Origin of the sequence: Streptosporangium heterodermiicola (genome assembly GCF_051390675.1) — a bacterium.
Lineage (GTDB): Bacteria > Actinomycetota > Actinomycetes > Streptosporangiales > Streptosporangiaceae > Streptosporangium.
In genome coordinates this window covers 74,361-94,547 of the sequence record NZ_JBPJSR010000013.1, presented here as the reverse complement: position 1 = coordinate 94,547, position 20,187 = coordinate 74,361, and the positions used below count along the sequence as shown (strand labels likewise).

At 71.5% G+C, this 20,187-nt stretch carries 17 protein-coding genes; 8 read left to right on the top strand and 9 right to left on the bottom strand.

What is annotated here, in order from left to right:
* Positions 1–17 precede the first annotated feature (17 nt).
* The 3 genes from rhaI to rhaS all read right to left on the bottom strand — a co-directional run bounded on the left by rhaI (position 18) and on the right by rhaS (position 2,827).
* The gene (rhaI, locus tag ACSC1Q_RS26605) at positions 18–1,163 is read right to left on the bottom strand and encodes an L-rhamnose isomerase (protein WP_436761405.1); all 1,146 of its coding nucleotides are present in this window, start codon (positions 1,161–1,163) and stop codon (positions 18–20) included.
* Positions 1,164–1,177: 14 nt separating this feature from the next.
* On the bottom strand, positions 1,178–1,495 hold the full coding sequence (locus tag ACSC1Q_RS26600; RefSeq protein ID WP_436761404.1) for an L-rhamnose mutarotase: 318 nt from the start codon (positions 1,493–1,495) through the stop codon (positions 1,178–1,180).
* A gap of 243 nt (positions 1,496–1,738) precedes the next feature.
* The gene (gene rhaS, locus ACSC1Q_RS26595) at positions 1,739–2,827 is read right to left on the bottom strand and encodes a rhamnose ABC transporter substrate-binding protein (protein ID WP_344745985.1); all 1,089 of its coding nucleotides are present in this window, start codon (positions 2,825–2,827) and stop codon (positions 1,739–1,741) included.
* 208 nt (positions 2,828–3,035) lie between these two features.
* On the opposite strand from rhaS, the gene ACSC1Q_RS26590 reads away from it, so the two are divergent.
* The 3 genes from ACSC1Q_RS26590 (at position 3,036) to ACSC1Q_RS26580 (ending at position 6,033) form a co-directional block, all read left to right on the top strand.
* Complete coding sequence (locus ACSC1Q_RS26590) at positions 3,036–3,353, top strand: hypothetical protein (protein ID WP_436761403.1); 318 nt, start codon at positions 3,036–3,038, stop codon at positions 3,351–3,353.
* A 450-nt stretch (positions 3,354–3,803) separates the two neighbouring features.
* Positions 3,804–4,136 (top strand): YnfA family protein, encoded by a 333-nt coding sequence (locus ACSC1Q_RS26585; RefSeq protein ID WP_436761402.1) that lies wholly within the window; start codon positions 3,804–3,806, stop codon positions 4,134–4,136.
* 151 nt (positions 4,137–4,287) lie between these two features.
* Positions 4,288–6,033 carry a rhamnulokinase gene (locus ACSC1Q_RS26580; protein WP_436761401.1) on the top strand — a complete coding sequence of 582 codons (1,746 nt, stop codon included), beginning with the start codon at positions 4,288–4,290 and terminating at the stop codon, positions 6,031–6,033.
* Here the strand turns inward: ACSC1Q_RS26580 and ACSC1Q_RS26575 are convergent.
* Entirely contained in the window at positions 5,920–7,638 is a 1,719-nt protein-coding gene (locus ACSC1Q_RS26575) for an IlvD/Edd family dehydratase (RefSeq protein WP_436761400.1), read from the bottom strand. The genes ACSC1Q_RS26580 and ACSC1Q_RS26575 overlap by 114 nt on opposite strands.
* 92 nt (positions 7,639–7,730) lie before the next feature.
* Between ACSC1Q_RS26575 and ACSC1Q_RS26570 the strand changes: the two genes are divergently transcribed.
* The gene (locus ACSC1Q_RS26570) at positions 7,731–8,747 is read left to right on the top strand and encodes a zinc-dependent alcohol dehydrogenase (RefSeq protein ID WP_436761399.1); all 1,017 of its coding nucleotides are present in this window, start codon (positions 7,731–7,733) and stop codon (positions 8,745–8,747) included.
* A 327-nt stretch (positions 8,748–9,074) separates the two neighbouring features.
* Entirely contained in the window at positions 9,075–9,941 is an 867-nt protein-coding gene (locus ACSC1Q_RS26565; RefSeq protein ID WP_436761398.1) for an oxidoreductase, read from the top strand.
* 6 nt (positions 9,942–9,947) lie between these two features.
* On the opposite strand, the gene ACSC1Q_RS26560 is transcribed toward ACSC1Q_RS26565, so the two are convergent.
* From ACSC1Q_RS26560 to ACSC1Q_RS26540, 5 genes are all read right to left on the bottom strand, one after another.
* Positions 9,948–10,790, bottom strand: coding sequence for a carbohydrate ABC transporter permease (locus tag ACSC1Q_RS26560; RefSeq protein ID WP_436761397.1), 843 nt, complete (start codon positions 10,788–10,790; stop codon positions 9,948–9,950).
* Positions 10,780–11,757, bottom strand: coding sequence for a carbohydrate ABC transporter permease (locus tag ACSC1Q_RS26555; protein WP_436761396.1), 978 nt, complete (start codon positions 11,755–11,757; stop codon positions 10,780–10,782). The genes ACSC1Q_RS26560 and ACSC1Q_RS26555 overlap by 11 nt, the downstream gene beginning before the upstream one ends.
* 28 nt (positions 11,758–11,785) lie before the next feature.
* Positions 11,786–13,078: an ABC transporter substrate-binding protein gene (locus ACSC1Q_RS26550; RefSeq protein WP_436761395.1), complete on the bottom strand. Its 1,293-nt coding sequence runs from the start codon at positions 13,076–13,078 to the stop codon at positions 11,786–11,788.
* A gap of 156 nt (positions 13,079–13,234) precedes the next feature.
* Positions 13,235–14,875, bottom strand: coding sequence for an FAD-dependent oxidoreductase (locus ACSC1Q_RS26545; RefSeq protein WP_436761394.1), 1,641 nt, complete (start codon positions 14,873–14,875; stop codon positions 13,235–13,237).
* 161 nt (positions 14,876–15,036) lie between these two features.
* Complete coding sequence (locus ACSC1Q_RS26540; RefSeq protein ID WP_436761393.1) at positions 15,037–16,077, bottom strand: LacI family DNA-binding transcriptional regulator; 1,041 nt, start codon at positions 16,075–16,077, stop codon at positions 15,037–15,039.
* A gap of 232 nt (positions 16,078–16,309) precedes the next feature.
* Here ACSC1Q_RS26540 and ACSC1Q_RS26535 point away from each other — a divergent pair, with 232 nt between their 5' ends.
* The 3 genes from ACSC1Q_RS26535 (at position 16,310) to ACSC1Q_RS26525 (ending at position 20,132) form a co-directional block, all read left to right on the top strand.
* A complete protein-coding gene (locus ACSC1Q_RS26535; protein WP_436761392.1) occupies positions 16,310–17,353 on the top strand; it encodes a hypothetical protein in 1,044 nt (347 codons plus the stop codon).
* 252 nt (positions 17,354–17,605) lie between these two features.
* A complete protein-coding gene (locus tag ACSC1Q_RS26530; protein WP_436761391.1) occupies positions 17,606–18,088 on the top strand; it encodes a metallophosphoesterase family protein in 483 nt (160 codons plus the stop codon).
* A 391-nt stretch (positions 18,089–18,479) separates the two neighbouring features.
* Positions 18,480–20,132, top strand: coding sequence for a ThuA domain-containing protein (locus ACSC1Q_RS26525; RefSeq protein WP_436761579.1), 1,653 nt, complete (start codon positions 18,480–18,482; stop codon positions 20,130–20,132).
* The last annotated feature ends 55 nt before the right edge of the window (positions 20,133–20,187 follow it).

Below are 20,187 nucleotides of genomic sequence, written 5' to 3'. Positions count from 1 at the left end.
GATACGAAGCGCGGGCATCAGGCGCCCCAGCCCGCCTGGGCGCCGCCGACCCGGTCGGCGGCGATCTTCTCGAAGTAGCCCGACCTGGCGTACGCCGCCATCGGGTCGGGGTCCAGCCCCAGCTCGGTGCGCACCTCGGCCAGCAGGGGCCGCACGTCGGTGTTGTAGGCGTCCATGACGACCCCGTTCGCCCCGAGCACGTCCCCGGCCGACTGCGCGGCGGCGAGCGCCTCGCGGTCGACCAGCAGCGCCTTGGCGGTGGCCTCCTGCACGTTCATCACCGACCGGATCTGCCCGGCGATCTTCGGCTCGATGTTGTGGCACTGGTCCAGCATGAACGCGACGTCCTCGGTGAACCCGCCCCCGCCGATCACCTCGACCATGATGCGGAACAGCTGGAACGGGTCGGCCGCCCCCGCCATCAGGTCGTCGTCGGCGTAGAAGCGGGAGTTGAAGTCGAAGCCGCCCAGCTTGCCCTCGCGCAGCAGGAACGCCACGATGAACTCGATGTTGGTGCCCGGCGCGTGGTGGCCGGTGTCGACCACCACCTGCGCCTTGGGACCCAGCTTCAGGCAGTGCGCGTACGCCGTCCCCCAGTCGGGCACGTCGGTGGCGTAGAACGCGGGCTCGAACAGCTTGTACTCCAGCAGGAAGCGCTGGTTCTCGCCCAGCCGCTCGTACACCCGCCGCAACGCCTCGGCCAGCCGGTCCTGGCGGGCGCGGATGTCGTCCTGGCCGGGGTAGTTGATCCCGTCGGAGAACCACAGCTTCAGCGTGTCGGAGCCGGTGGCGTCCATGATGTCCACGCAGTCCAGCAGGTGCGCGAGGGCCTTGGCCCGCACCCGCGCGTCCGGGTGGGTCACGCTGCCCAGCATGTAGTCGTCGTCCTGGAACACGTTGGAGTTGATCGCCCCGATCCGGACGCCCAGTCCCGACGCGTGCGCGGCCAGCGCGGCGTAGTCGTCGACCCGGTCCCACGGGATGTGCAGCGCCACCTGCGGCGCCACCCCGGTGAACGCGTGCACCTGCGCGGCGTCCGCGAGCTTCTCGAACGGGTCCCTCGGCACCCCCCGCTGCGCGAACACCTTGAACCGCGTGCCCGAGTTGCCGTACGCCCACGACGGGGTCTCGATGACCTGCGCCCGCAGCGAATCCTTGATCATGAATCGGTCCCCGATCAGTTGAGGTGGAAGACTTCCTGGAGCGAGACCATGCCCTCGTCGGGGCGGCCGTCGAGGCTCTCGAAGAACGGCGCCATCTCGGCCTGCCACCGGGCGTTGACCTCGGTCGCGGCCATGGCCTCGCGGGCGGCCTCGAAGTCCTCGGTCTCCAGATAGCCGACCAGCAGCCCGTCCTCCCGCAGGAAGAGCGAGTAGTTGTGCCAGCCGGTGGCGCTCAGGGCGTCGAGCATCTCCGGCCACACGGCGCGGTGGCGCTCGCGGTACTCCGCCAGGCGCTCCGGCCGTACCTTCAGCAGGAAGCAGACACGCTGCATGGGCTGGCCTTTCTTGGATGCGGCCCGCGCCTTCCGACCACGGGCCTCTGCTGCCTTTCGATTACGGCCGCTTTCCGACCATGGCCGCTTTCCGAACCACGGACCCGCGCCTTCCGGCCCCGGGACCGTGCCAACCCGGGCGCGGCCGTGCCCTTCCGAGTACGGCCCGCGCCCTCTCAGGCGCGGGCCGCGCCGACGGCGTCAGGCCGGTGGCGTCAGGCCGGTGGCGTCGGGCCGGTGGCGTCAGAAGTCGAACTGGTCGATGTTGGAGGCGTCGAAGGTGAACGGCGGGCCGAGGATGATCTCCCCGTCCTTGCCGATCGTCCGCTCGCCGAGTTTTCCGGCCTTCAGGACCTCGCCCTCGGCCCCGGTGATCTGCCCGGAGGCCAGCGCCGCCGCCGCGTACGAGGCCAGGTAGCCCAGGTCCTTGGGGTTCCACAGCGCGAACTTCTCGACCGTCTTGTCCTTGACGAACTGGCGCATCTGGTTGGGGGTGCCCAGCCCGGTCAGCACGACCTCGCCCTTGTACTTGGAGCCGGAGATGTAGCGCGCCGCCGCCGAGATGCCCACCGTGGTCGGCGAGATGATCCCCTTCAGGTCCGGGTACGCCTGCAGCAGGCCCTGGGTCTCCTGGAAGGACTTCTGGTCGTCGTCGTCGCCGTAGGCGACCTTGACCAGCTTCATGTCCTTGTACTCGGGCTTGCCGAGCTCGTCCTTCATGAACTCGATCCAGGTGTTCTGGTTGGTCGCGTTCGCCGTCGCCGACAGGATCGCCACCTCACCCTTGCCGCCGATCAGCTCCGACAGGAGCTTCACCTGGCTGCGGCCGATCTCCTCGGAGTTGGCCTGGTTGATGAACAGGTCGCGGCACTCCTTGGAGGCGTCGGAGTCGTAGGAGACGATCTTCGTCCCCTTCGCCCGCGCCTGCTGCAGCGGCCCGCACACCGCGTTGGCGTCGTTGGCCGCGATCAGGATCGCGTCATGCCCCTGCTGGGTCAGCGTGTTGATGTACGACACCTGCGAGGACGCCGACGCGTCGGAGGGGCCGACCTCCTTGGCCTCGGCCTTGAACTCCGCGGCCGCCTCGATCCCCGCCTTGTCCACGATCGTCTCGTACGGGTTGTTGATCTGCTTCGGCAGGAAGGCGATCTTCAACCCCTCCTTGATCGGCGCGTTCGGATCGGCCTTCGCCGGGGCGGACGACGCCGGGGCGGCCGGGGCCGCCGAGCTCGCCGAGTCCTTGGTGGTACCACCGCCGCAGGCGGCGAGCGCGATCGACAGCAGGCCGGCCACCATCGCGGCGGGAACGGACCTTCGCGAAACAGTGAACATGAGCGCTTCCTCAGGAAGTGGGGGGTGGTCGGACTCCTACAAAAAACGATTTAACCGGTTGAGCTGGACAGTAGAACCAAGCTTCGGTGGGTGTCAATGGCACATGAACGTGCCGTTTCCTTAGCGTTACACGACCTCCACTTCGGGCGGCCCGGCTCCCCCGGGGAAACCCGCCGGGTCCGCGTCCCGGCAACCGGACCGTCATCCGTTGCCACGTTTTAACCATCTCGGCACCTGGCAGCTGTTCCCCCTCTCCGACCTACTGGTCGAGGCCGTCGTGTGCCTGGGGACCGGGCTCGCCGCCGCGGCGACCGCCACCCGGTTCACCTCGGGCAGGCAGGCCGCCCTCGCCGCCGTCGTGGCCCAGCTCGTGCTCGTCCTGGCCACCCTGCTCCTGCCGGACGGGCTCCAGCTGTGGCCGCCGACGTGCGGGTACGGGTACTGGTACGAGGCGCATCGTTTCTGGCTGGTCATGTCGCCGCTCCCGCTGCTGTGGCTGGCGGCGGCGAACAGGGACGTCCGCTGACCGCGGACCCGTCCTCGAAGGGGTGGCACGAGGTACGCCCCGCCCCGGAACCGGACCTCTGATCTGAATGATCCCGATCAGGAATGAATGGGGAATTTCTTACCATTCGATATATCAGAGAACCCGCCGGGCGCCGGAAATCGCCCGACCGGCGGTTCTCCCTGTCCGGCCGGGTGAGCACTATGACGCAGACCGTCTCCCGAATGGCCGCTTACATAAAGGCGTCCGCGGTTCACAGAGGGGCGGGGTGGCGGCACCCCGGGGGCGGTGCCGCCACCCCGCCCCCGGGACCGTGACACGCGGGACCGGTGCCGTCGCGGCCCTAGACATGCGGGACGGGCGCCGTCGTACGGCCCGTGACACGCGGGACCGGTGTTGTCACGGCGGCTCCGGGACGGTCCTCCGTGCCCCGGACGCGTCCGGGGCACGGAGGACCGCTATTTTTCGAGCATGACGATCGCCCGTTCACTGCTGTTGTTCGCGCTGGCGGCCGTCGCCGAGATCGGCGGCGCCTGGCTGGTCTGGCAGGGGGTCCGCGAGCAGCGGGGGCTGCTGTGGATCGCCGCGGGGGTCGTCGCGCTGGGGGCGTACGGGTTCGTCGCCGCGTTCCAGCCGGACCCGAACTTCGGCCGGGTCCTGGCCGCCTACGGCGGGGTGTTCATCGCCGGGTCCCTGCTGTGGGGAACGCTGGCCGACGGTTTCCGTCCCGACCGGTGGGACCTGATCGGCGCGGGCGTGTGCCTGGCGGGGGTCGTTCTGATCATGTACGCCCCGCGCGGGTGAACCCGGAGAGGCCGTCGCGAAAGGACCGGGGGAAAGCCCGCGTGACAGAACCGGGAGAGCTGGGAGAGAAAGGCGGATCCACGGGCAGTTTCATCCACCATTTCTGATATATCCCCCGTATCAGGAAAGTTTTTCCGGTTACCCTTGGACCGTGCCCGTCTACGTGGCCGTGGATCTCGGACCTGAGAGCGGCCGGGTATTGACCGGCGAATTCGATGGTGAACGGCTCGTGGTGCGGGAGGCGAACCGCTTCGCCAACCGGCCCGTCCGCGTTCTCGACGGCCTGTACTGGGACGTGCTGGGACTCCTCACCCAGGCTCGCGGGGGTATCGCGCTGGCCGCCTCCCGTGGCCGCCTCACCAGCGTGGGCGTGACCGCCTGGGGCGGTGACTTCGCGCTCCTCGACCGCGCGGGGCGGCTACTGGCCAACCCCCGCCACCACCTCGACCCCTACACCTCCGGCCTGGCGGGTCTCGTCTCCTGGCAGGACCACTACGAGCTGACCGGGGTGCGTCCAGGACCCGGCACCACGGCCTGCCAGCTGCTGGCGCACGCCGGGTCCCCGCTCCTGGACGCGGCCGACCACCTGGCGATGATGCCGGACCTGTTCACGCTCTGGCTGAGCGGCGAGATGCTCGCCGAGCGGACGATCGCGAGCACCAGCCAGCTGCTGGACGCCAGGACCGGCCGGTGGGCGGACAGCCTCGTCACCCGCCTGGGCCTCCCCCGCCACCTGTTCGCCCACCGGCTCGCCGAGCCCGGCACGGTCGCCGGGCCGCTGCGCGAAGGCGGTGACGGGAGCGGCGGGGGCGTCCGGAGCAGCAGGAACGGGAAGGGGCCAGGCGCGACCGTGGTCGTCGCGGTGGCCGGCCACGACGCCGCCTCCGCGGCCGCCGCGCTCCCCGTCTCCTCGGGCTCGGTCGGCTACATCTCCTGCGGCCCCCGCTCGCTCGCGGGGCTGGAACTCGACGCGCCGGTCACGAGCCGGGCGGCCAGGCTGGCGGGCTTCACCAACGAGGGCGGCGTCATGGGGACCGTCCACTTCACCCGCGCGCTCAACGGCCTGACGCTGCTCCAGGAGTGCCGCAGGGCCTGGGGGGTGCGCGCCTCGTACGCGGACCTGGTCGCCGAGGCGTCCACGGCGCCCGCGTTCGGCCCGCTGATCGACCCCGGCCACCCGTGGTTCCTCGAACCGGGGAACATCCCGGCCAGGATCGCGGCCTACTGCCGGTCGACCGGCCAGGCGCCGCCCGAGGGCCGCGCGCAGACGGTGCGCTGCGTCCTGGAGAGCCTCGCGTGCTCCTACCGGTGGGCCCTGGAGCAGGCCGAGTTCCTCAGCGACCGGCGGGTGGAGGCCGTGCACCTCGTGGGGGGCGGGGCCGCCAGCGCCGCGCTCTGCGGGCTCGTCGCCGACTTCGCCGGGCGGCCGGTGCTCGCGGGCCCGGTGGAGGCGACCGCCGTGGGGAACCTTCTGGTCCAGGCGATGGCCGACGGCCGTCTCGGCTCCCTCACCGAGCTGCGCGAGGTGGTCCGCCGCTCGTTCAGGCCCCGGCCGTTCCCGCCCGCGGCGCGGCGGGAGCCGTACGAGATCGCCTACTCCCGCTACCGGCGGCTGATCGGCATCGACGGGTTCTGGAACGACACGAGGCCCGGGACCAGGCCGGACGACGGGCACCGGGCGCGCCCGGCCCGCCACGCGGCCTCGGCCCCCTCGGCGGCACCGGCGACGCCGGCGGCACCGACGACGTCAGCTGCCCCGGCGGTCCCGGTGACCTCGACGACCTCAGTGGGACTCGCGGGCGACCGCGTCACCGCTGGAGCCGACGAGGAAGTCGAGGTCGGCGCCCCGGTTGGCCTGCATCACATGGTCGACGTAGAGGCGTTCCCAGCCCCGTGACGGCGCGGCGAAGGCCTCGCGCATCGCCTCCGAGGGCCGGCGCCTGGCCAGGTCCTCCCGCGGGATGTCGAGGTCCAGGCGCCTGGCCTCGACGTCCAGGACGATCGGGTCACCGGTCCGCACCAGGCCGAGCGGGCCTCCCGCCGCCGCCTCGGGCGCCACGTGCAGGACCACCGTGCCGTACGCCGTGCCGCTCATCCGGCCGTCGCAGATCCGTACCATGTCACGCACCCCGTGCTCCAGGAGCTTGGCCGGCAGCGGCACGTTGGCCACCTCGGGCATCCCCGGGTAGCCCTTGGGGCCGCACCCGCGCAGCACGAGCACCGAGGAGGCGTCCACGTCGAGATCGGGGTCGTCGATCCGGGCGTGCATGTCCTCGACGCTGTCGAAGACCAGGGCCCGGCCCCGGTGGCGCATCAGCTGGGGCGAGGCCGCGGCGGGCTTGATCACGGCCCCGGACGGTGCCAGGTCGCCGTACAGGACGGCGATGCCCGCGGCCTCCCGCAGCGGCTGGTCGCGCGGGCGGATGACGGTCTCGTCCCAGATCCGCGCGTCGTCCAGGTGGGCGGCGAGCGGCCTGCCGGTCACGGTCAGCGCGTCCGGGTCCAGCAGGTCGCGTACCTCGCGCAGCACGGCCAGCAGCCCGCCCGCGCGGTGGAAGTCCTCCATCAGGTGGCGGCCCGCCGGTTGCAGGTCGACCAGGAGCGGCACCCCGGCGCCGGTGCGGTCGAAGTCGTCGAGGGAGAGCTCGACGCCGAGCCGGCCCGCGATGGCCAGCAGGTGCACCACCGCGTTGGTGGATCCGCCGACGGCGGCCAGCGCGACGATCGCGTTGAGGAAGGATCCCCTGGTCATCAGGGCGCTGGGCCGCAGGTCCCGTTCGACGAGCTCGACGGCGAGCCGCCCGGTCTCGTGGGCGCCCTCCAGCAGGCGGCTGTCGGGGGCGGGCGTGCCCGCCAGGCCGGGGACGGTGGTGCCGAGCGCCTCGGCGACGCAGGCCATGGTGGAGGCGGTGCCCATGGTGTTGCAGTGACCCCTGCTGCGGATCATCGACGACTCCGAGCGCAGGAACGCCTGCTCGCTCAGGGTGCCCGCGCGGACCTCCTCGCTGAGCCGCCACACGTCCGTGCCGCAGCCCAGCTGCACGCCGCGGAAGGTGCCGGTGAGCATGGGCCCCCCGGGGAGGACCACGGCGGGCAGGTCGACCGAGGCCGCGGCCATCAGCAGGGACGGGATGGTCTTGTCACAGCCGCCCAGCAGCACCACGCCGTCGATCGGGTTGGCCCGCAACATCTCCTCGGTCGCCATCGCGGCCATGTTGCGCCACAGCATCGCGGTGGGCCTGACCAGCGTCTCGCCCAGCGAGACGACCGGCAGGTTCATCGGGACGCCCCCGGCCTCCCAGATGCCCCGCTTCACGCTCTCGGCCACCTCGTCGAGGTGGGTGTTGCACGGGGTGAGGTCGGAGGCGGTGTTGGCGATCGCGATGTGCGGCCGGCCGTCGAAGGCGTGCGAGGGCAGCCCGCGCCGCATCCAGGCCCGGTGGATATAGGCGTTGCGGTCGGTTCCCGCGTACCACTGCGAACTACGCCGGTCCGCCGTCACGTTCTCAGCCCCATTTGCCGAACGGTAGTCTACAGAACCTGATTCTTGTACCTCCGGCCTCGCCCGGCGGCGCCGTATGGAAGGTTCCACCCGTGAGAGCGTTCGTCGTGACCGGGCCCCGCCGCTTCGCCGTGCTGGACGTCGAGCCGCCGGTTCCCGGGCCGGGGCAGGTCGTGGTCGACGTGGAACGGGCCGGGGTGTGCGGCACCGACATGGAGTTCTTCAGCGGCGAGATGGCCTACCTCAAGGAGGAGGACAACGCCCGCTACCCCATACGGCTCGGCCACGAGTGGTGCGGGACGGTCTCCGCCGTCGGCGAGGGCGTCGACGGCGGCTGGGTCGGCACCCGCGTCACCGGCGACACCATGCTCGGCTGCGGCAGGTGCCGCCGCTGCCTGGGCGGGCTGCAGCACGTGTGCGAGGACCGCTTCGAGATCGGCATCCGGGGCGGGTGGCCGGGCGCCCTGGCCGAGCGGCTTCCCGTGCCGGTCACGGCGCTGCACGTCCTGCCGGACACGGTCGACGCGGCGGCCGGGGCGATGGTCGAGCCGGGCGGCAACGCGCTGCGGGCCGTCGAGGCCGCGAACCTCACCCCCGGTGACCGGCTGCTGGTGCTGGGGCCGGGGACGATCGGCCTGCTCGCCGCCCGGTTCGCCCTGGCGCACGGGGCCGAGGTCCACATCATGGGCCTGTCGGAGCCGTCGCTGGAGTTCGCCCGCGCCCTCGGGGTGCACGGGGCGTGGACCTCGGACAGGCTTCCCGGACTCCCGTTCGACGCCGTCATCGACGCCTCCAACGCCCCCGGCCTGCCCTCCCTCGCCGTCGACCTGGTGGAGCCGGGCAAGCGGGTGGTCTACATCGGCCTGGCGCCGACCACCAGCGCGGTCGACACCCGCACGCTGGTGCTCAAGGACGTCACGGCCGTCGGCATCCTGAGCGCCTCGCCCGGCCTGGCGGGGGCGATCGGGCACTACGCCTCCGGTTCGGTGGACCCCCGGCCGCTGGTGGCGGCCGTCGTCGGGCTCGACGAGGTGGGCGAGATCCTCTCCGGCTCCCGTCCCGCGGGAGCCGGTCCTGGCCCCAAGATCCACGTCGACCCCCGGGCCTGACCACCCGGGGGTCGACGCGGATCCCCGGACCTGGTGGTGATCGTCCTGGCCGCCCGCCGTGTTTCAAAAGTGGCGAAGCGGCAATCTCCCATCCTGGCCCTGTCACTCCCAGGATGACCAGGGCACTTCCTGGTCGCGGACGACCGGCGGAGACTTCGGGGTGGCCGGGGACACCCGTCCACCGGCCCGGCGCCGACCGGCGCGAGAGCCGGTGAGGACCGGCTCCGGGGCCCGGCACACCGCCGATCCGGCGCCGCGAAGGCCCCGGAAAAAGAGCCGGGAGCAGGTCCGGAGGAAGGCCAGGAAGAACCGATGAGAGGACCGACAATGCCGACGTCACTACCCGGTGGAAGCCTGAAGCTCGCCGAGGACCTCACCCTCAGCCGGGTGGGCTACGGGGCCATGCAGCTCGCGGGCCCCGGTGTCTGGGGACCCCCGCGCGACCGCGACGAGGCGATCGCGGTGCTGAGAGAGGCGGTCGAGCTGGGGATCACCCACATCGACACCAGCGACTACTACGGCCCGTACGTCGTCAACGAGATCATCCGTGAGGCCCTGCACCCCTACCCGGACGATCTGCGCATCGTCACCAAGGTCGGGGCCCGGCGCGCCCCCGACAGGTCCTGGCCGCCGGCCCTGTCCCGCGAGGAGCTGACCACCGCCGTCCACGAGAACCTCGAACGTCTCGGGCTCGACGCGCTCGACGTCGTCAACCTCCGGGTCGGCGACCTGACGAACCCCGCCCCCGGTTCGATCGCCGAGCCGTTCACCGTGCTCGCGGAGCTGCGGGAGCAGGGCCTCATCCGGCACCTCGGCGTCAGCGTCGTGTCATCGGAGCAGCTCGCCGAGGCGCGGTCGATCGCCCCGGTCGTGTCGGTGCAGAACTTCTACAACCTGGCCCACCGCGCCGACGACGAGCTCGTCGACCACTGCGCCCGCGAGGGCATCGCCTACACGCCCTTCTTCCCCCTCGGCGGGTTCAGCCCCCTGCAGTCGGGCGTCCTGGACGGCGTCGCCACCCGGCTCGGCGCGACCCCTTTCCAGGTCGCCCTCGCCTGGCTGCTGCGCCGCTCGCCCACCGTCCTCCTCATCCCGGGTACGTCGTCGGTGGCCCATCTCCGGGAGAACGTCGCGGGAGCCGGTATCGAGCTGCCCGCCGACGTCCTCAAGGAGCTCGACACGATCGGCGGGTGACGGGGGTCAGCCCTTCAGGCCGGTGTGGGCCAGGCCCTCGATGAACTGCCGCTGCGCGAGCACGAACACCACCAGCACCGGCAGGGCGGTCATCGAGGCGGCGGCGAGCTGGACGTTCCACATCGGCCCGCCGTAGGCGTCGACGAACTGGGTCAGCGCCTGCGGGAGGGTGAACCTCTCCGGCGAGGACAGGTACACGATGGGTTCGAGGTAGAGGTTCCAGCTGTGCAGGAACGTGAAGATCGCGACGGCGCCGAGCGCGGGCCTGGCCAGCGGCAGCGCGACCCGGTAGAACGTGCCGAACCTGCCGAGCCCGTCCACCCGGGCGGCCTCCTCCAGCTCGCCGGGCAGGCTGACGAAGAACTGCCTCATGATGAAGGTGGCCAGCACCCCGGGCGCGCCGAGGATCGGCACCAGGATCAGCGGCCAGTGGGTGTCGGTCAGCCCGAGCCCGTGGAACATCTGGAACAGCGGGACGATCGTGACCTCGCTCGGGATGAGCAGCCCGAGCAGCACGACGACGAAGAGCGCGTTCTGGCCGGGGAAGCGGATGCGCGCGAAGGCGTACCCGGCCATGGCGGCCACCGCCATCGTGCCGGCCGTGACGACCAGGGCGATGTAGAGGCTGTTGAAGTACTGGCCCGCGAAGGGCTGCAGCTCGAAGACCTGCCCGTAGGCCGAGAAGTCCCAGTCGTCGGGCAGCGGCCTCGGCGGGAAGGCGAAGATCTCGCCGACCGGCTTGAGGGACGAGGTCACCATCCACCAGGTCGGGAAGACGAACGGCACGCACAACACGCACAGCAGGCCGTACAGGAGCGTCTTCAGCCGTACCGGTGTCTCACGTCTCATTGAAGACCCACCTCCTGCGCATCCGCCACTGCACGACGGTGAGCAGCGCGACGATCGCGAACAGCAGGACCGACAGCGTCGCGCCGTACCCGAAGTGGTGGAACTGGAACGCCTGCTGGTACAGGTAGTAGACGAGGACGGTCGTCGACATGCCGGGGCCGCCCTGGGTGAGGACCGCGATCTGCGCGAACACCTGCAGCGACCCCACCACGGTGATGATCGAGGTGAGCAGGATGGTCGGGCTGATCAGGGGGACGGTGATCCGCAGGAAGCGGGTCCACGCCCCGGCGCCGTCCAGCTCGGCGGCCTCGTAGAGCTGGGCCGGCACCCCCTGGAGGGCGGCCAGGAACAGCACCATGTTGAGGCCGACGTTCTTGAGGACCTGGACGACGACCACCGAGAGCATCGCCGTGCCCTCGCCGCGCAGCCAGTTGGGGCCGTCGGCCCCGGCGACGGCGAGCAGGCCGTTGAGGCCGCCGTCGTCCTGCAGGAGGAACTGCCACACGATCGTCCAGGCGACCAGCGAGACCACCACGGGCGAGAAGAACACCGTACGGAAGAAGGTGGTCCCGCGCAGCCGCTGGTTGAGCAGGACCGCCAGGACGAGGGCGAGGCCGAGGTTGAGCACGACCAGGCCGGCGGAGAACAGCGCGGTCCCGCCCAGCACCTCGCCCAGGTTGGGGTCGGCGAGCAGCCTGTCGTAGTTCTCCCCGCCGACGAACTCGAAGGTCCCGGCCAGCACGTTCCACTCGTGGAGGCTGTACCACAGGACGAGCCCGAGCGGCAGGAGCACGAACAGCAGGCTGCCGAGGAGCTGCGGGGCGACGAGCAGGTACCCGACCAGGTTGTCGCGGCGGCGCACGGTCCAGAACGCCCCGCCACCGCCGTTCCCGGAGACCCGGCGAACCGGGCCGGCGGCCCCCGTACGCCCGGCGGCCCGCCCGCCGGTGACCGGCCGGCCGGTCACCGCGGATCCGGAATGTGACGCGGCCACGTCACGCACCCAGCATCGGCTGGATCTTGGCGCACACGCCGCCCAGCACGGCCTTGACGTCGGCGCCGGGCTGCCAGAGCGGGTCGAGCGCGGCCCGCACGGTCTGCGAGAGCTCCGCCTGGCCGGTGTGGTTGGGCTTGACGACGCCCTTCTCGATGCCGCCGATCACGACCTTCCGCAGCTGGTCGGGCTTGAGCAGCGGGTTGCTCCTGGCCATGGTGTCCGCGGTGAGCTGGGAGGCCCGGGGCGGCGGGAAGTAGGCGGCGAGCTTGGCCGAGTTGGCGGGGTTGGTGAAGAAGGCGAGGAAGTCGGTGGCCGCCGCCGCGTTGGCGGACTTCTTGAAGACGCCCAGCCCCGCCTGGCCGATCACCGAGTACTCGCCCTTGGGCCCGGCGGGCAGCGGGACGAGGTCCCAGCCGAACTTCGCGTCCTGCAGGAGCGAGGCGCGGGAGATCTGGGTGATGGTCATCGCCGAGTCGCCCGCGAAGAAGTCGGCCGTGGTGCCGGGGCCGGGGAAGGCCTTGTCGGTGAAGATCGACCTGTGCAGGAACGTCATCGCCTCGACCATCTCGGGGCTGTCGAACCCGCAGGTCCTGCCGTCCTCGCTCCAGGCCTGGGCGCCCCAGCCGCCCCACACCGTGGAGAGGTTGTCCCAGCCCTTGTAGTCGAAGTCGCGGACGACCATGCCCGCCTTGCCGGTCTTGGAGGCGACCGCGGCGTTCTGCGCGGCGACCTTCTCCCAGGTCCAGGTGCCGTCCTCGATCATCTCGGCGGGGGTCTTCTGGCCCGCCTTCTTGAGCAGGTCGGTGTTGACGAACACGCCGAACGGCGAGGTGGAGAACGGGTAGGCGTACAGCTTGCCCTCGGCCTGCCAGAGCTCGACGGCCGAAGGGGTGAGGTCGCCGAACTCGTACCCCTGGGCCTTGCCCAGCGTGTCGTCGAGCGGCGCCAGCGCGCCGGAGGAGACGAAGTCGGGTGCGGAGCTCTCCAGGATCCAGGCCAGGTCGGGGGCGTTGCCCCCGGCGATCTGGGTGGTCAGGGTCGTGGTGTAGCCCTCGAAGGGGATGGGGTCGAACTTGATCTCGCCGACGTCGGGGTGCGTCTTCTTGTACTCGGCGGCGATCTCGTTGAACAGCTTCAGGTGGGCCTCGTTGGAGGTCCAGATCGTCATGCGCAGCGGCTGCGGGCCCTGCGCGGCGGGGGTGGCCCCGCCTCCCGCGCCTCCTCCGCCGCACGCCGTCAGGGTGAGCAGCGCCGCCAGCGCGACGGCCGCGGGCTTTCCGAATGGTTTCATGGTCCGATCTCCTTGCTGGGAATCCCCCGGCGGTCGTGGTGGGTGACCGGTCGCCCGGCCGGTGCCGCCCGTCCGGCCGGCAGCCGGTCTGCGTCCTGGTCGGTGGCCTGGTCGGTGGCCGGTCGGCGGCCGGTCGGCGGCCGGCCGGGCGAGCGGTCAGTAGCCGATCACCTGCGGCCAGCGCAGCTCGACGCCGTCGCGGGTGAGCCGCCGCTGGAAGTCGGCGAGCAGGCCCTCGTCCTCGCGTACGGCGTGCGGGGTGGTGGCGTTGTCCAGGCAGAAGGCCGCGAGGGCGCCCGCGGCCTCGCCGACGTTCCACTCCACCGGGTGCAGCCGGTAGGCCCCGTTGGTGATGTGGGTGGTGCCGATGTTCTTGGACGCGGGCAGCAGGTTGGTCATCCGCTGCGGGACGAGCGCGCCGAGGGGGATCTCGAACGGCGAGCTCGCCACGTCGATGTAGTTGTCACCCCCGGTGGAGGGGTGCAGGTCGATGCGGTACATCCCCACCCCGACGGAGTCGGCGTAGCTCACCGCGCCCTTGTCTCCGCGCACCGCGAGCGAGAGATCCTGCTCGGCGACGGTGTACAGGGCGCGGACGCGGCGCGACTCGCGGATGTAGGGGGCCTGGGCCAGCCCGCCCTCGCCGCCGCCGGTGACGTCGCCGCGCAGGCGCAGGCCGGGGAAACCGGTCCCGCCGTCGGCGCGCGGCGCCTCGGTCTGCATCCAGTACAGCACGGAGCGGGACAGCTCCCGGGCGGCGGCCACGTGCGCGGCGGCGTCCGGCACGTCGATGACCGGGCCCTCCAGGTAGTCGATCATCGGCCAGTTGACCAGGGTGATGTCGCTGGCGTAGGCGCCGTCGGCGAAGTTGCGCCGCGCGGCGATCCTGCGGAACGTCCACAGGTTCGCGTCGCCGGGGTTGAGCCGCTGGTCGGCCTCCACCAGCAGCGGGTCGTCGTCCGGGTTGGGAGTGAAGGAGCGTTCCACGATCTCCAAGGTCCTGGGGTGCGGGCAGCGCCAGGACAGCAGCCGGTCGCCCCAGAACTCTGGCTGGTAGCTCCTCCAGAAGTCGTAGGCGGCGGGCCTATCGATCGTGTGGTCGCCGTCGACGTGGTCGATCGCGAAGCACACCGAGACGGCCTGCATGTTCATCGGCTGGGCCTCGGCGGGCGCGCTCGGCTCCCCGGTGTCGCCCTGCGACTCGAACCCCGTCACGTACTCGGTGCCGGTCAGCGGCAGCAGCTCGCCCGTCTCGGTGGCGTCCAGCACGTACGGCGCGACGGCCGTGACCTCCCCGCCCCCGTCCCGGTGCTCCAGGCGCACGGCCCGCACCCGGTCGCCGTCGACCTCCGCGCCGACCGGTCGGTACGGCCGCAGCACGCGCAACCGCCCCGAACCCCGGTACGGCGCGAGCATCGCCTCGATCACCGCGACCGCGACGCGCGGCTCGTGGCAGAGGCGGCTCACGTGCCCGGCGCCCGGGTTCAGCTCCCGCCAGGCCCGCGACCGCGCGGTCAGCGGGTAGTGGTCGCGGTAGTAGCCGCGGATGCCGTCACGCAGCGCCCGGTAGGAGGCCGTGACGCCGAACCGCTCCACCCAGGAGTGCTCGTCGGGCGGTACGGCCTGGCTGGTCAGCTGCCCGCCGAGCCAGTCGTACTCCTCGGTCAGGATCACGGTGCGCCCGGCCCGCAGCAGCGCCAGCGCGGCGGCGACGCCGCCCAGCCCGCCGCCGACGACCACCGCGTCCGCCGATATCTCCACCACGTCGGGGGTCTCTCCCATCATCGTCGTTCTCACTGCCTTCTCGCCGTTCCGGCGCTTTCGCCGCTTTCGCCGCTTTTGGTGCTCTCGGTGGTCTCGTCGTTCCCGGTGTTCCTGGCGCTTCCGGTGGTCTCACCGTCCGGTCGGCTCCGTCCGTCGGCTCCATCCGGTCAGCTCCATCCGGTCAGCTCCGTCCGTCAGCTCCGGGCCGGCGCGAGCGTGGATCCCTCGACCAGCTCGCAGGCCAGTAACTCCTGCGGTGTCCTCATCGTCCCCCCGCCGCCCTCCAGCACCTCCGCCAGCAGCTCGACGGCCCTGCGGCCCATCTCCTGCCGGGGGATGCGGAACCCGGTGAGGTCGACGTCGACGCGGACGGGCCTGGTCGGCGCGCCCAGCGCGAGGATCGACAGGTCGCCGGGGATCGTGAGGCCCCGCTCGCCCGCCGCGTGCATGATCGCCACGGCGTCGGCGGGCTCCTCGACGAAGGCCGCAGTCACCCCGGTGGCCGACAGCTCCCCCAGGATCTCCTCGGGGGTCCTGCCGGTCACCGGCACGTGCGACCCCTCGGCCCCGACGGCGGCCACCGCCTCGCGGAAGCCGCGCATGCGGTCGGCCGGGGACTCGGCGCCCGCCCCGGTGCCGACGTAGGCCAGCCTCCGGTGGCCGAGCCCCGCCGCCCGGTCGACCAGGGCGCGCACCGCGGGCGAGTAGTCGGCGCCCACGTACGGCACCGGGGCACCCGCGTCGTCGCGGCGGCCGATGGAGACGAAGGGGATGCCCTCCGCCAGCAGCCGGGCCAGGTCGTCGCGGTCGACGGCGCGCCCGAGGAGCACGCAGCCGTCGGCCAGCCGCACCCGGCTGTCCTCGTTGAAGATCCGGCGCCGCTCCCCCGCGGCCCTGGCGCTGGTGAACAGCAGCAGGTCGCAGCCCATCTCCTCGGCGCACTCCTCGATGCCGAGCAGGAAGGGGTGGTAGAAGTCGGCGCTCGCGGTCGGGAAGACCGCCTCGTAGGTGAAGACGCCCAGGATGCGGTTGCGCCGCTCGGCGAGCCGCCGGGCGACCGGGTCGGCGACGTATCCGGTCTCCCTGATAACCCGCAGCACCCGCTCACGCGTCTCGGGGGCGATGCGGACCTCGGCGTCGGTCCGGTTGTTGAGGACGAGCGACACCGTCGTCTGGCTCACCCCCGCGATGCGGGCGATGTCCTGCTGGGTGAGCCGGCGGCCGGGGGAGGTCACGATCCGTAGCGTCCCATCTGGTGATAATGCGCATTAGCGAGGTTGGGACGTCATCCTGCAATCCGCTACCGGATCCTGTCAAGAGCCGGGCGCCATGATCATGGAATGGAAATCCCGCCGGTGATAATCCGTATTAGCACCTTGACGGGCGCGCACGCCTGGCCGAACCTTTGCGATCAGAGAGATGTCCTCACCATCACTCACGGTGAATGTTGTCGCGAAGGGACAGTCAATGTCTGAACCCCTCCTGGACCGCCGCGGACTCCTGCGCGCGGCGGTCGGCGCCGGTGTGGCCGGCGGTCTCGGGCTCGCCCTCCCCGGGGCGGCCACGGCGGCGCTCGCGGAGACGTCCGCGCCGGCCGGCGCGGTGGCCGGCGCGGTGGCCGCGCTGGGACCCGCCGGATTCCCCTCGTACCAGTACATCGGCACGCCGTTCAACAAGGCGAGCCTGCGCTACAACCCGACCAACGAGCTGATCTTCCCCTGCGTCCGGGGCATGTACGACAAGATCGCGAGCCCGCTGGGGCGCTACTACCTCTACTACGCCCCGCACGACGCGCCCGGCGGCATCTGCCTGGCCTACGGCGACTCGCTCGGCGGCCCGTTCACCGAGTACCCGAACAACCCGATCATCTCCAACACCTGGTCACCGCACTACTCGGTGAGCCACGTCTCGTCGCCGCACGTCATCTGGAACGCGGCCAACCGGCAGTTTCACATGTACTTCCACGGCGAGAACAACACCACCCGCATGGCCTGGTCGACCGACGGCGTGCGCTTCACCTACCACGGCACGGTGCTGACCACCGCGGCGATCCCCGGCGCGACGGAGGCCTCCTACGCCCGGGTCTTCGAGCACGCGGTCCCGGGGCTGGGCAACAGGTACGTCATGATCTTCATGGGCGTCACCGGCGGCTCCCGCAAGATCTTCTGGGGCTGGTCGTCCGACGGCAAGAGCTGGCGGTTCGACCCCACCCCGCTGGTGTCGCCCGCCCCCGACGGGCAGACCGACCTGTCCGGGCCGCACCTGCTCAAGCGCAACGGCACCGCGTACGTCGTCTACCACGGCAACAGCGGGAACATGTTCCTCACCGAGGTGGGCAACGCCTTCGACCGGGAGGTCCACCTCGGCGTCTTCCACCGGCCCCTGACCGGCGCCCCCGACAGGGGCCGCAGCGCGGCGCCCTCCTTCGGCACCGACGGCGGCGTGGAGTACATGTTCTACGAGGCGGGCCAGCGGAGCGGATCGACGATCGCCGTCGCCCGCGCCGTCTGACACCCGGCCCGGACGGGCTCGCCGCGACGGGGCCGTCCGGGGCGCCTGCCCGGAAACCCGGGACACGGCTCCCGCGAGCCGGACGGCTCCTCCTGCGGAACCGGGCCGGGCCGGACCCGCGCGGCCCGGCCCGGAACCCGCCGAGCGCCACGCGACCCGAGGAGCGAGCCTCGGACGCCCCCGGAAAGAACCCTCCCGCGAAGGGGCCCTCCCGCGGCGGCGGTGGGAGCTGGGAGCTGGGAGCATGGACACATGAACGTGGTGGTGCTGTCCGACACCCACGCGCCCCGGCGGTGGAAGTCGTGCCCGCCGGCCGTGGCCGGGTATCTGCGGGGCGCGGACCTGATCCTGCACGCGGGTGACATCTGCGTCGCCGGGGTGCTGGACGAACTCGCCGCCTACGCCCCGGTGCGCGCGGTCAAGGGCAACAACGACGGGCCGGACGTGGTGGCCCCCGAGACGCTCGAACTGGACCTCGGCGGGCTGCGCGTGGCGATGATCCACGACAGCGGCACGGCGCAGGGGCGGCTCGCCCGGATGCGGCGACGGTTTCCCGAGGCCGACCTGGTGGTGTTCGGGCACTCCCACATACCGCTGGACCACGGCGACGACGGGTTTCGCATCTTCAACCCGGGCTCGCCCACCGACCGCCGCCGCCAGCCCCACGGCACCCTGGGCACGCTCCGCGTCGAGGAGGGCCGCCTCGTCGAGGCGAGGATCGTCCCCGTCACCTGACGCGCCGCCCGGCCCGTGAGATGAAATATCCGGACGAAATACCCGGCGCCCACCTGCGCCACCTTCGCCGGTCGCCAACGCGTCGTCTTCCATCGGGGTGCGCGGCACGATATACACGTGTTACGCACCGGTTAATTGTTCTTCGCGACAAATAAAGCTTCGAGCACCATGGCAACCAGCGCGGCGGCGCGCGCCTTGCCTGACTTACCCCCCAGGTCAGGAAAGGACCCCCATGTCACAACGTTCTCGACCCTGGAGCCGGTTACTCTCCATGACACCCTCGATCGTGGACGAGGCGGCGACGGCTGCGGCGCGGCGATCCCCCGGAAGGCCGGAAAGGACGGCCGGGCGGAGGTTCGTCCGAGGTGGCCTGGCGACAGCCGTGGCCACGATGGTCGGCGCGGCCATGTTCGTCCCCACCGCGGCCCAGGCCGCCGACCCCGCCTACCAGGTGCTGGTCTTCTCCAAGACGGCCGGCTTCCGGCACGACTCGATCCCCGCGGGTCTCCAGGCGATCCGCGACCTCGGCTCGGCCAACAACTTCACCGTCACCGCCACCGAGGACGCGGGAGCCTTCACCGCGTCCAACCTGGCGCGCTTCAAGGCGGTGGTGTTCCTCAGCACCACCGGTGACGTGCTCAACGGCACCCAGCAGACCGCGTTCGAGTCCTACGTCAACGGGGGCGGCGGCTACGTCGGCATCCACGCCGCCGCCGACACCGAGTACGACTGGCCGTTCTACGGCAACCTCGCGGGCGCCTGGTTCAAGGGTCATCCGGCACCCCAGCAGGCGACGGTCAGGACCGAGGACCGCGCGCACGCGGCCACCGCCCACCTGGGCCCGACCTGGTCCAGAAGCGACGAGTGGTACAACTACCGCACCAACCCGCGTAACAGCGCGCGCGTGCTGCAGAACCTCGACGAGGGCAGCTACAGCGGCGGCGACATGGGTGACCACCCGATCACCTGGTGCCGTCCGCTGGCGTCCGGCCGCTCGTTCTACACCGGGCTCGGGCACACCGCGAGCTCGTACACCGAGACGGGTTTCCGGTCGCTGCTGCTCGGCGGCATCCGGTACGCGGCCGGGATGGCGAAGGCCGACTGCCGCGCGGAGACCGGCTACACGACCCTGTACAACGGCTCGACCACCGGCTGGACGCAGAGCGGCCCCGGCGGCTTCACCAACACCGACGCCACCCTCACCTCCACCGGAGGCATGGGCGTGCTGTGGTACTCGGCGAAGAAGTACTTCTCCTACTCGCTGAAGCTGGACTGGAGGGTCGCCGGGGACGACAACTCGGGCGTCTTCGTGGGCATGTCGGCCTCCGACCCCACGAACACCTCCAAGGGGTACGAGGTCCAGATCGACGCCACCGACGCGGTCGACCGCACCACCGGGTCCATCTACGCGATCAAGGCCGCCGACATCGCGGCCCGCGACGCGGCGCTGAACCCGCCGGGCGCGTGGAACACCTACGAGCTCCTCGTCCAGGGCGAGCGGCTCCAGGTCTTCCTCAACTGCGTCAGGATCAACGACTTCACCAACACCGACCCGGCCCGCAGCATCCGCGAGGGGCACATCGGCATCCAGAACCACGGCACCGGCGACGACGTCTCCTTCCGCAACGTCCGGATCAAGGAGCTGGGCGGCACCGGCCCGATCCAGACCACGGCCGAGGCGGAGTCCTACACCTCCAACTCGGGCGTGCAGATCGCCGACCACGGCCCGGCCAGCGGCGGCAGGACGGCCGGGTTCATCGAGAACGGCGACTGGGTCGGCTACTCGTCGATCAGCACGGCGGGCGCCACCGCATTCGGCGCCCGCGTCTCCTCCGCCGGATCCGGCGGGACCATCCAGGTCCGCTCGGGATCGGCCACCGGAACCGTCCTCGGCTCGGTGGCCGTACCGAACACCGGGGGCTGGGAGACCTTCCGGAACGTCTCCACCCCGCTGACCGGCTCGGCCTCGGGTCCGCTGTTCCTCACCTTCACCGGCGGCGGCGGGTTCCTGTTCGACGTCGACACCCTCACCCTCACCAGGTGAACCGCGGCTCGTGGCGCGCCATCCCGGCGCGCCACGAGCCCCGGCCGCCGCCGTG

What these genes read in the sequence shown, in the direction of transcription:
- rhaI (WP_436761405.1), bottom strand. Translation starts at nt 1,163, where the DNA reads ATGATCAAGGATTCGCTGCGGGCGCAGGTCATCGAGACCCCGTCGTGG.
- ACSC1Q_RS26600 (WP_436761404.1), bottom strand. Translation starts at nt 1,495, where the DNA reads ATGCAGCGTGTCTGCTTCCTGCTGAAGGTACGGCCGGAGCGCCTGGCG.
- rhaS (WP_344745985.1), bottom strand. Translation starts at nt 2,827, where the DNA reads ATGTTCACTGTTTCGCGAAGGTCCGTTCCCGCCGCGATGGTGGCCGGC.
- ACSC1Q_RS26585 (WP_436761402.1), top strand. Translation starts at nt 3,804, where the DNA reads ATGACGATCGCCCGTTCACTGCTGTTGTTCGCGCTGGCGGCCGTCGCC.
- ACSC1Q_RS26565 (WP_436761398.1), top strand. Translation starts at nt 9,075, where the DNA reads ATGCCGACGTCACTACCCGGTGGAAGCCTGAAGCTCGCCGAGGACCTC.
- ACSC1Q_RS26560 (WP_436761397.1), bottom strand. Translation starts at nt 10,790, where the DNA reads ATGAGACGTGAGACACCGGTACGGCTGAAGACGCTCCTGTACGGCCTG.
- ACSC1Q_RS26550 (WP_436761395.1), bottom strand. Translation starts at nt 13,078, where the DNA reads ATGAAACCATTCGGAAAGCCCGCGGCCGTCGCGCTGGCGGCGCTGCTC.
- ACSC1Q_RS26535 (WP_436761392.1), top strand. Translation starts at nt 16,310, where the DNA reads ATGTCTGAACCCCTCCTGGACCGCCGCGGACTCCTGCGCGCGGCGGTC.
- ACSC1Q_RS26530 (WP_436761391.1), top strand. Translation starts at nt 17,606, where the DNA reads ATGAACGTGGTGGTGCTGTCCGACACCCACGCGCCCCGGCGGTGGAAG.
- ACSC1Q_RS26525 (WP_436761579.1), top strand. Translation starts at nt 18,480, where the DNA reads ATGGTCGGCGCGGCCATGTTCGTCCCCACCGCGGCCCAGGCCGCCGAC.